The organism is Legionella gresilensis (genome assembly GCF_900639865.1).
Taxonomy (GTDB): domain Bacteria; phylum Pseudomonadota; class Gammaproteobacteria; order Legionellales; family Legionellaceae; genus Legionella_C; species Legionella_C gresilensis.
This window is the reverse complement of record NZ_CAAAHX010000015.1, coordinates 23,699-38,227: the sequence shown is the minus strand read 5'-3', so window position 1 is coordinate 38,227 and position 14,529 is coordinate 23,699. Positions and strand designations below refer to the sequence as shown.

The following is a 14,529-nucleotide window of genomic DNA, read 5'->3' as shown; positions in this document are numbered from 1 at the left end:
TTCACCCTAGTTTTTATTAGCTGTTTTAAAATTAATTGAGAATTTGATACTGAAAACCTTGCTTATGCTGACCTACTTCAAGTAGATAAAATATACTAAAATTGCATTCTACCTGCACCCTAAAAGAAAGTTGCAGCTTAGAATAATAAGGTAAATGCTTGATCAAATGGTGGCTATGCGTAGACTCAAACTACCGACCTCAGCATTAAGAGGGCTGAGACACTTATATGGGTAATATATTCCTATGTACATAGAGAATAAAAAATATTTATAATCAATGGGTTAACAAAATTTTATCTTGCATCACTATACTTCAATGTACTAGCTTGTCTAACAAAAATGCACCCTAAATGCACCCTGTAAAAATAAGCTATTAATTTAACCATTTAAATTATTTTGATATATAGTTTGGATTCTTTGTTTAATATTAGATTGGGCTCATAACATTATGGCTTAAATAGTTCTAATAGGATTTTTAAATAATATTCAATATCATGACTATATTGTTCCCAAATAGACCTAAATGTATTAGGAGGAAAGTTTTTATTAGCAAGGGTAACTCCTTGTTTTAGTGAAATATTTCCAATAATAAGCGGGCAAAAATCATTTAGTTTACATATAGCAAGAAATTTTTCTAGAGATTCAACAGGTATGGTAAAAAGGATTTCAAAATCACCATGATGACCAGCTAAAAATACCTCCGCTGGAAATCCATGTTGGTTTGCAGCTTGAATAACTTGGTGATGTAAATAAGTTTTGCTGTTGTTTAATTGGATCCCAACATTATTTATTTTAGCTAGCATTTCTAAAGCATCCATGACTCCATCACTTATATCGATACAGCTGGTAGCAAACGGTGCTACATAATGCATAAATTCTAATGGGGCAATCGGGAAAAACTGAGCTGGTTTATTCAAAAATAAACGATTAAAAGCAAATAAATTACCTAAGCCTACATAACTACTTACACAAATAAAGTCGCCTGGTTTCGCGCCTACTCGTGTTAAAGGTTTTTCACACAGTCCTAAAGCTGTTGCCGAAAGTTGATAATGATTAGCAAAGTTGGTATCTCCGCCTAGTAAAGGTAAATTATAATGTGTACAAGCTTTCGCAATGCCTGCTTGCAATTGTTCAAGATACCTTATTTCTGCTTGTTTACCAGTTTTAACTAATGTCATATTACATAAAATGCCTAAGGGGGTTGCAGCAACTGCTGCTAAGTCACTTGCATTAATAGTCACTAGCATCCATCCAATGTGAAAAGGATCTTCATAAAGCTTCGTTTCTAGCTCTTCACTTAATCCATCCGTTGTTACAGCAAGTATTTTGTTCTCATCTAATCGTAGTAACTCACAATCTGCTTGCCAACAGGTATTTACTTGTCGTGGAGAAAATAGTTGGTTTTTCCGCATGAGTTCTATGAAATTAACTTCACTTATCATAAAATTCCTTAGGAAGTAAGTTAGCGATGATGAAACTATAAAATATGGATTGATCGGTTTCTTGTAATTGCAACTCAAGTTGCCTATTTCGTTTTAAATAGGGCGTCTCAAGAATATTTCTTTTTACTAAAAATTGTCGCTCACAAACAATGGCGTTGGGCTTAGCTACTCGCGTAAGTGCATGCCAAGTCTGATAATACTTATCTTCGGATGTATAAGAACCAAAATCAGATAAACTAAATTTATCAACAGAGTGTGTGGGCAGACTGGCTAGGGCATCTAATAAGTCTTGATCAATATATTCAATAGAATCAATTTTGCTTTTTAATGTCTCATAATATTGTTGCTGCAAATGGAGAGGCAAATATAAATTATCCCAAGTGCCTTTAAATAAAAGTTGTGCAAAATGGCTCTGATTAAATAAAAAAAGAGTACTAGCTTTATCTAAACAACTTTTTATATAGCGATAAATATTAAAATCAGAAGGGACATGTGCATAAAATCCTGGATCGCGTAAGATAAAGCGCCATACAAAGCGATTTGCTGATAATTTAAGTAGAAGCCGCCAAAATACGGAATCCCATTTCTGTTGCCAAAATTGCACTTGTGCTGTTAATTCATTAAAGGTTAGCAACTTGTTATGCTTCTTGCGCCTAACGAGCCCGCTAAGTTGGGCATTTCTTTTAAAATGTTGTTCCCAATTACCCTGGTAAAGAATTCCTCTTTTGATTTTTTGCTTATGTTTATCCCAAAAAATTTGAGAATCCTTGGTTAGCAAACATCTTATTTGATAATAGGTTTTTAAGCGGTTACGACAAGGTAACAGCCCTAAGAAGTGAGCAAATTCAGAATAACTGAGCCCTGTAATAGCTGCTACTTTTAATTTTAACAAATATTGTTGTGCCTTATTGTTATCAATTGCAATAATTTTACTAGGCGATTGCGTTAATAAATCGAGTACACGGGCGCCACTGCCTGTTATACAAAGAACTGTGTCAGTGGCTTGGATATTGAGGGTTACTATTTCTGAGTTTGCATCTTCATTACAAGAAGAATAACCTAATTTATTCATTGATTTAATTTTTATCCTCTAATACCCATATTTTTTCAATAATATTGACAAGGTGTTCTATGTCTTCTTTAGTATGAATGGCTGAAAAACTAATTCGTACGCACTCTTGGCCTTCTTCTACAGCAGGATACTTAATAGTATTAACAAATATATTATTTTTATGAAAATCAAGTGCAACTTTCTCGATATTCATAAAAGGCTTTAAAGGTAAAATTAATATAGCTGAATCCGTATGAGCCTCAATGCCTAATTGCCGAATAAGTTGAATTGCATACTGACAATTTGCTAACAATGTTTGTTGAACGTGTGGTTCATTTTCTAAAAGATCTAAGCCAGCTAATACAGCTGCACACTGCATAGGGCTAAGGCTTCCTGAAAACATGTAAGAGCGAGCAAAGTAACGTAGGTATTCTATAACATCACGATTGCCGCATACAAAACCACCTGTTACGGCAAACGTCTTGCTAAATGTGCCCATAGACAGGCAATTATCCTCAGATACTTTGAAATAATTCATAGTACCTTTCCCTTTATCACCCAGTACACCTGTAGCATGCGCATCATCTAAGATTAGAATGGCTTTATGTTGTTGTGCTTTTAAAATTATTTCTGGTAATTTTGCTAAATTACCTTGCATGGAATAAACACCTTCTATAGCAATAAAACAATCGCCAGCTAAATTAGCTTTCGCTAACTGAATCTTATTATCTAAATCGGCTATATTATTGTGTTCAAAAATATAGAAAGGAATTTTTTTAAGCTTTAAGCCATCAAAGCAAGAGGCATGATGTTTTTCATCTACTATGACGATATCTCTTTTAAATGGTAATGCTGAAAAAAGACCTAAATTAGTTGCATAACCACTAGGAAAAACTAAAGCATCCTCATACCCTTTAAATTGAGCTAATCTACGTTCAAGTTCTGTTAAAAGATAATGATTGCCATTTAATAACGGTGGTCCACCGATACCCACACCGAATTTATTAATGGCTTCATTAACTTTGTTCTTTATATAACTATGATTTGCAAATCCTAGATAATTATTAGAGCCAAACATTAACATATATCGAATCTGGGATTCGAAATTACAAGCAACCTTGACCACTCGATCTGCAGGGGAAAGAATTTTGCGATGAAAAAGGGAAAGACCTGTTTGTTTGAGATTGTCACTGTATACTGCAAAATTTTTAATTCTTTGCTGATAGTTTTGTTTTTGTTGCTGACGGAATAGTTGTTTTAGGCTGATTTTTTCATCATTGATAATACTAGACATTCAATAACCTTTTATTTAAGAGCAGCAGCGTATTGCATTAGCTTTCACTGAAATAGTCGCTGATTTAATTTGTATTAATTCACCATCTAATTCAATAAAGAAAGGTAAAGCTCCATTAAGCTTTACTAAACCATTCTTAATAAGCAGACTTTGATGACGTTTACTTTTATGAAATTTACCCCCTACTAAATAAAGCAATGAAGTAATAAGATGCAGTTTATAAGCTGATGAAGCGATATGCATTGCAAATTCATTTGTAACATGTAGGCCGCCATTGTCATAATATAATCCACCTGCGACATGATTAGATTTAACGATGTGCAAATTACCAAGGTGCTGAATGGGGTATGAGGCTACCTGTTTATTACTATAAGTTGAAATATGGATATTCTTAAGAGGCGAGTAAGTAAAAATTGTTTGAACAATAGAATAGAAAATAGCTAGGTTAGTATTTATTTTTTTTAACCATGAGAGTAGGGTTGCTTGAGTATTAAATAACTTATTTGCTTGGGCACAAAAACCTAGGCTAACATTTAAAAATGCATAGCGAGTATGACTGATTCCATTAGTATCTAAGTAATCAATTTTGAGTAGGTCTCTAGAATAAGCTTTATTGCTATCAATAGCGATTAAATCGTCATTGATAATTGGCTTATGAAAATCATTGCTTGATCCAATTCCAATGGCGCCAAAATAAATGGTTTTTAATTGCTCTTCTGTCAACGTATGTAACAAACAATTTATAAGGCAATTAACCGTTCCATCGCCGCCAGCTGCAATAAAAACTCTTACCCCTTTTTTGAATAGGATGTTAATAAGCTCTATAGAGACTTCTTCTTCAATAATTAGGGCATCTTTAATTGCCTCTATTTTTTTCTTATTAATTAAACGTTGCCATTTTAATAAGCCACGTGCTCCAGCTGCATGTTTATTTAAAAATACAGTGATCATATTTGCGTCTTACAAGGTCTATATTTTAGGGCAATTACAAAAAAAACATAATAGCTCATCATGAATATTAACCAGCTGGGGGTTGACTGTAGAATAAGAGACATCATCAATATTATGTAAGCATGGACAGAAAATAAAATAGGCTTATAAGCTGTATCATCTGTCTTATTTTGATAAAGCAAGATTTGCCCTACGGTATAAACGATAAGAGAAATAAGGAAAACTAATAATGATATGGAGCTTATCGATTGTTCTAAATTAATAATTAACCATGTGCTACTTAAAGCTGCAATCGCAAAAAATGTACTAATATGACAGGAAATTTTTCGGCCATAGACCACTGGTAAGGTATTATATGCAGTGCTTCTATCAGCCTCTATGTCTTTAAAATAACCTACGAGAACAAAATGGGCATAAGCAAATAATACAGTGAGTAAAGTGAGTATAATATGCTCGTCTTGCCAGGCTATAGGCTTAAAGGATTGATATCCAAGCACATAAAGCGCTGCTACAATCCAGCCATTATAGAGTGGGCCGCCCCAAAATCGACGCTTAAAATAGGTATAAGTCATTAACCCAATAGTTGCTAAGCTTGCTACGAATATATTGTAATAATTTTCAACTGCTAAGAGTGCATTAGCTAATATTAAAAAGCTTAAACTAACAAAAAATACTGACTCTTTATTCAACTGGCCTGTAACTAGAGGACGATAAGGTGAGGAGAGGCTATCTGTATCTATTTGGTAACAATCTGTAAGTGCTTGACCAGCGCCATAACTAAAAAAAAACACTAAAAATAAAATAATAAAGATAAGCGAGAAGGGCGCTTGAGCCTGGGCCATACCAAGTAAACCAGTAATGCCAGATATAAAAAGAAGATAAGGGCGCATTAAAATAAAATAACTTTTCCAAAATGAAAAAGTTAAGGAAGGTATTTTTTTATATCTAGCTATCAATGCTAACCTCCTCTGTTATATAAAAGCTATTTTTAAATACAATATATTCCCATATTTAAGTAGCTAATATGCTGTATCTAAACATCCTGTGCTTTAAAGAAACACGGCTTCAAGTTTTCTGGAAATATAACAAATTAATTATTTAAAGTCATCATGCTCTTTAATTAACATGAATTAATTAAATTTTTACATTAAGCTTGCTGGTACTAAACCTTGGTGACAAAATCATGCGGTATTTTTGCAAGACTAGTATATAAGGGAGGTAGTAGGGTGGCTGAGAGTAGGATTCAAGCATTGGATGTCATGAGAGGCTTTGCATTAGCAGGAATCTACTTAACTAATATTTTGTATTTTAGTGGTGTTCATTTTGCGCCTACTAATTTGTATGAGAGTAAACTATTATCAAAGTTTGACTATGTTACCTACTTCTTTATAGTTACCTTTGTCGATAATATCTTTTTTGTAATATTCTGCTTTTTATTTGGTGTAGGTTTTTATCTTTTTAACAATAAATCCAATTTTCCTTCTATTAGAGAACGATTTTTTATCCGACGATTATTTGGATTGTTTATAATTGGTGTAGCTCATGCCATTATTCTTTGGTATGGGGATATACTTTTTAGCTATGCTCTAATTGGATTAAGTTTTTTTTGGCTAAATAAGCAGCCAATTCAAAAGTTAGCGAAGATCATATTATTTTTGTTACTTATTTCCTCCATTGTCATTCCGATTATTTTTTGTATATTAGATTATTTTTCTTTATTACCCACTGTACCTACAAATACAGGTGCACATGAATCTGTGCCTGGTATTACTCCAAATGACTTTTTTAATACCTTAAGCCAAGGAAGTTATTTCAGTATTTTTGCCCTTAATTTACGTATGCTTTATTGGAAGATCTTATATCATATTTACTCGGGTAAATTAGTAAATATTATGGCTTTCTTTGGTATTGGTTTATATATTGCAAAAACTAGATTAGGGCAAAAAAAATTTAACACATTTCTCTTTAAAGATAAGAGGCAACTTATCCTGGTTGCACTAATAGGCTTATCCTTAAGCTTAACTCATGCGTTACTAAAATTTTTCGTGTTAAATCAAATTAATTTAAATGGTTTAGCAATACTCAATAATCTTTTATCCATGAGTAGTTCTATCCTGTTAGCATTGGTATACATGGAAATCGCATATAAGCTTACAGCTATTTATCCCACCTTTAGTTGTTACGTTGCTGCATATGGACGATTAGCTTTAACGAATTACCTCTTACAGACTGTATTTTCCCTATTTATATTTTACAGTTTTGGCTTGGCTTTATATGGAACAACCAGTATAACAGCCTGCATTTTGATTGGTTTAGGCATCATATTATTACAACTTTTAATATCCATTTTATGGTTAAAACACTATAAATACGGACCGGTTGAACAGTTATGGCGAATGTTTACTTATAAAAGGCAAATGCAAATTGCAAAAGTATGATTTGCCCTATTGTTAATTTTTTTAGGTAGTGGTATGGATAAGTTTAGAATTAAGGAGCAATTACTAGTTGCTTATGACGTAGTTATGTACTTTCCATTGAAAGATAGAGTCATAGGTTTTAGTTCGTTAGATCCGGGCTAAATTTTTAAAAATGAAGCTCTACTTATAAAACAATTTTAATAAGAGTTTTAAAAATTAATTCTCTTATATCTAATGTGAGATTCAACTAAAGTAAGAAATTTAAAAAGGATAAACAGTTTATCAAATTATAAGATAATTATTTGATTTAATGGTGGCTATGGGTAGACTCGAACTACCAACCTCAGCATTATGAGGGCTGTGACACTTGTATTGGTAATGAATTCCCATGTACAGCAGTGAACAAAATATTAAATAAATCAATTAGTTATAAAATTATTGAGTTGCATGGTTGTATTTCCTTATGATTGGGGTCTTATAAAAGAAAATCCTTTAAAAAATTTAAAACTTTCTAAAATAGATCATTCCCCTAAAGTCAGGTATTTATCTTTAGATGAGGAAAAGCGTTTACGTCAAACGCTATATAAACGTGAAATAAGATTAAAGCAAAAAAGGAGAAATGCTAGTGTTTGGCGAAAGGAACGTGGATATACTTTATTTCCAGAATATTCTGGAGATGAATATTGCGATCATTTAATGCTAATGGTTTTACTTTCAATTAACACTGGTTTGCGTCAAGGCAAGTTATTTCATTTAACCTGGAATATGATAAACACATCTGAGAATTTTATTATTGTAGCAGGAGATATTACTAAAAATAGTAGCTCGCGTTATATTCCTTTAAATGATGAAGCAGGTAGAATTATACAAGCACTTTATTTGAGCAGTGTTTCTAAAAAAGGATTAGTTTTTTCTAGTAAAAATAATCAGCCTTTTAAAAACGTTAAACGTTCATGGGCAGTAATCCTAAAAAAAGCAAAAATATTAAGTTTTCGTTGGCATAATTTACGTCATCATTTTGCTAGTAAGTTAGTTATGGCAGGAGTTGATTTAAATACTGTGCATGAACTTTTAGGACATTCAGAAATTAAATTGACATTACGGTATGCGCACTTAGCTCCTGAATACAAAATTCATGCAGTTAAAAAAATTAACTGGATTAATCAACCTAAAATTTGATCATATCTTCCTGGATTAATAAAATTTTACTTAGACTAACTTAAAGTTTGATTAGACATTAAAGTAACCCCCCCTTATAAAGGAAGCTTTCGTTTAAAAAAGTGTATTAAATACCTAGCTTAAACAATTATTAATATCTTAACCTTTATAAGCTGATGATGTATTATTAACACCGGTAGTCATGGAATTATTGTTCTCATTGTTTAAACCCATATTTTCTAGTGTATAGCACGCGCGTTCCAAAGCTTCTTTAAACTGATATACTAAATAACTAGGCGCATTTTTCGTACTCTTCTGACTACGTTTTTGCCTATGCCCACCGCCATGCATGGTAACAGTAGCTTTTTCGCATGCATTTTTAAAATCCTCTTCAGAAAGTAATACATCGCTATATATATTTCTTATCTCGATTCGACATCTGTTAGCCTTCGTAGGCTCTATAGTTCCACCTAATGATCGGCAAAGTTTTACTAAATCTCTTATGGTGACTGGCTTTGGCTTTTGGCTAAATAGCTCTAGGTAAGTTTCTCGTCTTCTTGAATTAAGATCTTGTATTTTTATTAACGGTTTAATTACCTTCTTTTGCGACTTTTTGTCATCTTCTTCAGAGACAGTAGATTTAGAAGACTTGGACTTAGACTTGGTATACTCTAATCTCGCTTTATTTTTTTCTTCATATTTTTTATAATCTTCTTTTTCCCAAGTATCTGTATCCTCTTCTTCCCTTTTCGACTCCTTAATAGGCATCACTTGAGACTTTTCCTTGTCTTCTTGCTCTTCTTTGCTTTCAGGCTGTTTAACCTGTTCTGATGATTTTTTTTCCTTAAACTCTTTTTCTAAGCCTGGTTCTAATAATAGTTCTTTTTCTTTTGTTTCATTAGGGTTAATTTCAGATTGACTAGGCTGAGTTTGATCAAGACTCCTTTTAGATTCAATAATCTCAATTTGATCTTTATCCTGATCTAAAGGTTGTTTTATTGGTTTACTTGCTTTTTCTATTTGACTTTTGCTGTTAAGTTGATTTTGTTCTTCTGTTTTTTTAGCTTGTGATTGTAACTCTTTCAATAACTTAATGGCTTGCTCTTCGATCTGATACCTAGCTGCATATTTTTTATATAACTCTAAATATCGCTTGCTAGGATTCTCATAGGTTGCAAGTACTAAAGGGGCCTTCAACTCTCTTAATAAATACTCTAATTGTCCATGAGAATTATTTTTCAAAAATTCTTCTATCTTTGAATTAGTTTTTCTACACTGTTCAGAGTGTACGTCAAATTTTACTGTTGGCCGCCCATCAGGCCCTTTCAGCGCCGTAACTTTTGATTCCTCTCTAAACCGAATACAATATGGACTAATGATTTTTTCTAGAGACTTCATTGCCTTTTTTAAACTACTAATCTCAGCCATCAGAGGCGCTGTTTTATTATTGACGGCTTTGTGAATTTTTTTAGACAATTTTTCTATAGTCTCGTTATTTAATTGATTTCCATATACTGAGAACAGTATTGTTCGATAGATCTGCACCGGTTTATAGGTATTATCCTCCTTTTGCATGCAAAATTGATTTATATCTAAAAAAAGTTCATTTAAATTCCCATTAGCTGCCATATCTTTTAAATCTTTGTAATATTTTACCTTTTGAAGCATACCAACTATGACTTGCTTCTTCATATTTTCTACAGCTTTTGTATCTAGGGTCTTATTTATTTTAGGTATTTCATCTACGGGTAAATAAGCTGAAAGCATAATTTCGATAATTTCTTCTAAACTGGTGGTCCTTAATAGTGCAGTAGCCAGAGTAGATTCATAGTTAATCAAAGCGTCGAGTTCTTTGTAAACCTCCACTAAAATTTCGTCCTGTTTGCTTAAACTATTTTCTGTCTGTGTTTCGGATTGAAAAAAAGACAGATTATCTGTTGGCATAAACGTTAACTAAATTAAGAGACATTGCTTAATTATAGAATATAAACCTTAAATAAAGATTAAAATTTCATCAAGCTGTTAATTTGCTGTTCTATAGGGGATTAAATACAGCAAAATTTTTCTTTCTTTCTCTGATTTATATTTGGAAAGATGAAAAACACGTTTAAGTGCTTTCAGAAAATCAATGATTAATTTTAGATTCGTTAATTTACTTTGGTAATTAAGATACGAATTTTTTTATAAGAAACTGAGGATAAACTATTAGAAAAAGTGTGTCATTCATAGAGATCCTTTCAATTTTTTCATAATCAAATTTATATGATAATTGGTTATTTGGATGCGTTCCTTGTCTATTTTATAGTTATTACTAACCACTTCACTTAAAGGAGTTATTTCACTTAGTTCAGCGACGATAGACAAGGGAAGTTTTCCTTTTAATGAGCCATGAGGAAGCTGCCAGTTATAGAAAAACCGCCATTATACTAACTCTTCTCTCAGTGTTTCGAAGTCAGATAAATCAGTAATAGCATAAAATTCTTCAAGATCTGTTTTTGCGATCGTTCTACTTTGCCGTTTAAATGGGGAAGCTGGTTTATTGAGTCTAAATTTAATACCTAATTCCATCATTTGTAGCTGAACTTTCTCGGCAAAAAAAACTCTAATCCTCTATCGGGTTGAATACGCTGTATTGGAAAAGGGAAGTGTTCAAGAACCAAGTCTAAAAAAAGTAATGTACTTTTTGCTGTACGGCGTTTGTAAATCTCTAGTACACGCCAACGAGAACAATCATCAACAGCAGTATATTGATAAATTCCTGGTGCTATTTTGCAGATACCATTTGGATACCATCACTAGGAATAGGACGACTAGAACGCTTAAATTTCTTTTTCCGCTTAAGTTTTTTTATTGGTTATATTTGGTTGCTAGTTAATGCTTTATGGATGCTAGCTAAAGAAAGTGAACAATTATGTAATCTAATCAACTCAGTCTGAATACACCTAGCGCCCAGATTACGGCTGATACACAGTTCAAGAATTACTCTAATCAGCTCTGAATTTAACTTTTTAGTCGGTGACAAATGAGGCTTTTTGCTTTGACCATTTAATCCATCAATACCAGATTCTAAATAACGCTTATACCACTTTCTCAATGTAGGGCGAGAGACACCACATTTACGACAAACATATCCTGCATCTTTAGTTTCAAGATATAGATTTACCCTAGTTAATCTAGCTTTGATTTGCTGTTTCATAAGGCGGGTAAATCTATCAATTAATTGAAAATATGTTTATGAATAACACAAAAAAAGTCTTGAAAAGCTCTGTCTAGGTTTATAATCCATTTTTCAGAGCCTTTAATATCAAAAAAATTTTTCATTCTTTTAGGGAAAGATTTTGGTTGATAAGGGAAAACATCATGTCTTAGCTCTTTTAGAGCTTGAACTAATTTTATATTCTTTAATAACGTGTCAATTTGTAAATCATGATAATTATTTACTGGGTATCTTTCTATTACAACATATAATTTTTCATTTTTAAGGGGCAAAAAATTTTATATTTTGAGGTTTTGTATATGGCTATTCATTCAATGCACCCTAGAAAAATTATTTAAAGTATAAAACATTTCGTAAGTGCTTGATTTAATGGTGGCTATGAGTAGATTCGTACTACCGACCTCAGCATTATAAGGGCTGTGATACTGATATTGATAATGTATTTCTATGTACAGCAATAAATAAAAGACAATTAAAATCAAAAACTTAATAAAATTCTAGCTTGCATCACTATACATTACTGTACTAGCTTTTCCAACGAAATTGTACTCTATATGCACCCTGATTGAAATTGCAAGAATCTTTAACTTAATATATTTTGATATATTTATTTTATCCCGTCTTAAGTTATTTCTATTATAGATTGGTTAAATTAAAACCGTGATTTTCGTGGTTGAAGGCGACCACCAGTTGCCTTTGGCTGTTCTTTTTCAAATTGCTCTGGGCTTCGTTCTTTATAAGTCGTATAAGTAGCCAATTGGGGTGAATCTTTTAAGATTTTTTCGATAATAGCATTATCCTGAAGACTGATTTTTTTATTCTTTTCCAATTTTTTATCTATAAGCTGTAATACGTGCTTTTGCACATTTACAAATAAATCCTGATTTCCTTCATTTTTAAAAAAATCGGTAAGAAAAAGTAAAGTATCAAATTTTTTTACTTTAGAAATAATAGGTTGAATTTGACTAACTTTTTCATGATTTGTATGAATGTCATTATAATTTGTATAAATAGATATAATTAATGGATCTAAATCATTTAAAATTACTTTAGCTCTATCAGTTATGTTTTTATCAGATAGGAACTCTAATAAAAGAAAAACTCCTTTTGAAAAGTCCTTTGAATATAACACGCCTTTTATCAATCCATCTGCTTTAGCGAATTTTGCTTCTATGTGGCCTAGGTTAATTGCACCATCAAGACATTCTTGATATCTCGATTGATGAAAAACACGTTTCGCTTCCATTGCAGCTTTATAAAATCGCTCACCAGGTAGAAATCCCTTATGCTTTAAATAATATTCAGCATTTTGTATCGAGCCATCAGGATGGTCCCTTACACTGATAGTAGAAAGATCGATACCTTGCTCTTCTAGTAATTTTAAAAATTTTAGTAATTGGTTTCGATTAGGTTTATAATGTCCACTTAGTAAATTTATTTCAACAATCTTTCCTTGCTCAACTTTAATAGCGCCTGCGCATAAAACAGGTCTACCTCGCAAAAATGATGAGTGGTGAAAATTTACATCTAAAGTTTCTTTAGGATCACTTGCATATAACTGTAAGTCTGGAGCTAGCACAAAGATACAATAACCAGCTTGGATATTCATACCAAATGAGCGTTCGGTACTAAATAAGAGAGCGTTATTATTATAAACGAGTCCATTTTTAAAATGGAGTTTATACTGAATTATATCATCCAAATATATAATTTTAGACATGATCTTTAAAACTTCTTTTAAACTTAATAGGCTATTGTTATAAAATGGCTCTTGCTCGTTGATCCATGCAGACTTCTCCGTCTCACCGGCATATTTAAATTCAAGGTAGTATGCATCCTCTAATCTTTTAACCGGTAATCGAATAAATTTAGCTTGATCAGAAATAAAAAAAGTACTTAGCAGTTTCCATTGTGCTTTGGGTATAGTCTGGCCATATCTAGATAATTCCAAAAGCTCTAAAACATTTTTTTCTAATTGTATAATTTGAGTTATATAAGGAAATTTAGATAAGAGTAGCAAATAGCGAGGATCCTCTGTATCTGAAATGGCTGATCGCTGCTCTATAGGAATAGATGTAATATATTTTTCTGCAAATTCAATTATTTCTTTAAGTATGGATGTATTTATTAAGTTATTGCTATTTTCATTATATTCTTTAATAAGCCTGTTTATTTTAATAATAATTTCTAAATCAGCTGCTGCATCTTCATTTTCATTAACGGGTAATAAATTAAGTTTTTTTGGCATATAATTGACCTTTTTGTCTAATTATATATTAGATAGTGAGAGGATATTTAGCAAGTTAGAAGCATAGGTTGGGCCCTTAGCCCAATATTCACTTCGATTCATACCTTATACTGCCTTAGAACCTTCATAATTCCCCTAGGTACTTACTAGATTCCTTCGTTTAATAGATAGAGTTTTAAGTTTATAGAATTGGTGTGGAATTAATAAATTTTGTTGTGCCGTGTGGTCCAAACTACAGGGAAGAAGTCTTATGTGCTTAATTAATGTATTTCCCGATTTACAAAAGTCTATTCATTTTTAGTAGGGAAATATTCAATTCGCACTCTATATAAATAGAAGAAGGGGAAGAAAGAAGTGGAAGTGATTGATCAAATGGTGGCTATGGGTAGACTCGAACTGCCGACCTCGGCATTATGAGGGCTGTGAGGCTTATAGGGATAATGTATTCCCATGCATTGTAAGGGACAAAAAATAATTAAAATCAAATGATTAATAAAATTTTATCTTGCATCACTATACTTTGCTGTACTAGCTTTTCTAACTAAAATGCACCCTATATGCACCCTATATGCACCCTGCAGGCCCAGAAATTAATAAGCCTGAAGATGCTATAAAAGAACCTTTAATTTAGAATTTTTAGGCTTACTTAAGTCTCATAAACTTCATGAATTCAACTACACGCCGAAAATTGACTTTTCCTGAATCAACACCTATTGGACTAACAAATGAATTTGCAAATGATCCATCCAGA

General features: G+C 32.2%; 9 protein-coding genes and 1 pseudogene. 2 read left to right on the top strand and 8 right to left on the bottom strand.

What is annotated here, in order from left to right; translation table 11 throughout:
- Nucleotides 1-446 precede the first annotated feature (446 nt).
- Genes E1P04_RS15065 through E1P04_RS15045 form a run of 5 tightly spaced genes read right to left on the bottom strand, consistent with a single transcriptional unit; the run spans nt 447 to nt 5,694 of the window.
- On the bottom strand, nt 447-1,442 hold the full coding sequence (locus tag E1P04_RS15065) for a thiamine-phosphate kinase (RefSeq protein ID WP_131783718.1): 996 nt from the start codon (nt 1,440-1,442) through the stop codon (nt 447-449).
- On the bottom strand, nt 1,432-2,514 hold the full coding sequence (locus E1P04_RS15060) for a DUF3419 family protein (protein WP_131783717.1): 1,083 nt from the start codon (nt 2,512-2,514) through the stop codon (nt 1,432-1,434). Before E1P04_RS15060 ends, E1P04_RS15065 begins: the two co-directional genes overlap by 11 nt.
- Before the next feature lie 4 nt (nt 2,515-2,518).
- Entirely contained in the window at nt 2,519-3,787 is a 1,269-nt protein-coding gene (locus tag E1P04_RS15055) for an aminotransferase class I/II-fold pyridoxal phosphate-dependent enzyme (RefSeq protein WP_131783716.1), read from the bottom strand.
- Between the two features lie 15 nt (nt 3,788-3,802).
- Nucleotides 3,803-4,738, bottom strand: coding sequence for a diacylglycerol/lipid kinase family protein (locus E1P04_RS15050; RefSeq protein ID WP_131783715.1), 936 nt, complete (start codon nt 4,736-4,738; stop codon nt 3,803-3,805).
- The gene (locus E1P04_RS15045) at nt 4,735-5,694 is read right to left on the bottom strand and encodes a UbiA family prenyltransferase (RefSeq protein ID WP_131783714.1); all 960 of its coding nucleotides are present in this window, start codon (nt 5,692-5,694) and stop codon (nt 4,735-4,737) included. The genes E1P04_RS15050 and E1P04_RS15045 overlap by 4 nt, the downstream gene beginning before the upstream one ends.
- Nucleotides 5,695-5,964: 270 nt before the next feature.
- Here E1P04_RS15045 and E1P04_RS15040 point away from each other — a divergent pair, with 270 nt between their 5' ends.
- Both E1P04_RS15040 and E1P04_RS15035 read left to right on the top strand, forming a co-directional pair.
- Nucleotides 5,965-7,176, top strand: a complete 1,212-nt coding sequence (locus tag E1P04_RS15040) for a DUF418 domain-containing protein (protein WP_131783713.1) — start codon at nt 5,965-5,967, stop codon at nt 7,174-7,176.
- Between the two features lie 426 nt (nt 7,177-7,602).
- A complete protein-coding gene (locus tag E1P04_RS15035; protein ID WP_131783712.1) occupies nt 7,603-8,334 on the top strand; it encodes a tyrosine-type recombinase/integrase in 732 nt (243 codons plus the stop codon).
- A 138-nt stretch (nt 8,335-8,472) separates the two neighbouring features.
- Here the strand turns inward: E1P04_RS15035 and E1P04_RS15030 are convergent, their stop codons facing one another.
- From E1P04_RS15030 to E1P04_RS15020, 3 genes and pseudogenes are all read right to left on the bottom strand, one after another.
- Entirely contained in the window at nt 8,473-10,257 is a 1,785-nt protein-coding gene (locus E1P04_RS15030; RefSeq protein ID WP_131783711.1) for a DNA topoisomerase 2-like domain-containing protein, read from the bottom strand.
- Between the two features lie 279 nt (nt 10,258-10,536).
- A pseudogene (locus E1P04_RS15025) lies at nt 10,537-11,509 on the bottom strand (integrase core domain-containing protein).
- Nucleotides 11,510-12,182: 673 nt separating this feature from the next.
- Nucleotides 12,183-13,778, bottom strand: coding sequence for a hypothetical protein (locus E1P04_RS15020; RefSeq protein ID WP_131783710.1), 1,596 nt, complete (start codon nt 13,776-13,778; stop codon nt 12,183-12,185).
- Nucleotides 13,779-14,529 lie beyond the last annotated feature (751 nt).

What these genes read in the sequence shown, in the direction of transcription:
- E1P04_RS15065 (WP_131783718.1), bottom strand. Translation starts at nt 1,442, where the DNA reads ATGATAAGTGAAGTTAATTTCATAGAACTCATGCGGAAAAACCAACTA.
- E1P04_RS15060 (WP_131783717.1), bottom strand. Translation starts at nt 2,514, where the DNA reads ATGAATAAATTAGGTTATTCTTCTTGTAATGAAGATGCAAACTCAGAA.
- E1P04_RS15055 (WP_131783716.1), bottom strand. Translation starts at nt 3,787, where the DNA reads ATGTCTAGTATTATCAATGATGAAAAAATCAGCCTAAAACAACTATTC.
- E1P04_RS15050 (WP_131783715.1), bottom strand. Translation starts at nt 4,738, where the DNA reads ATGATCACTGTATTTTTAAATAAACATGCAGCTGGAGCACGTGGCTTA.
- E1P04_RS15035 (WP_131783712.1), top strand. Translation starts at nt 7,603, where the DNA reads ATGGTTGTATTTCCTTATGATTGGGGTCTTATAAAAGAAAATCCTTTA.
- E1P04_RS15030 (WP_131783711.1), bottom strand. Translation starts at nt 10,257, where the DNA reads ATGCCAACAGATAATCTGTCTTTTTTTCAATCCGAAACACAGACAGAA.
- E1P04_RS15020 (WP_131783710.1), bottom strand. Translation starts at nt 13,778, where the DNA reads ATGCCAAAAAAACTTAATTTATTACCCGTTAATGAAAATGAAGATGCA.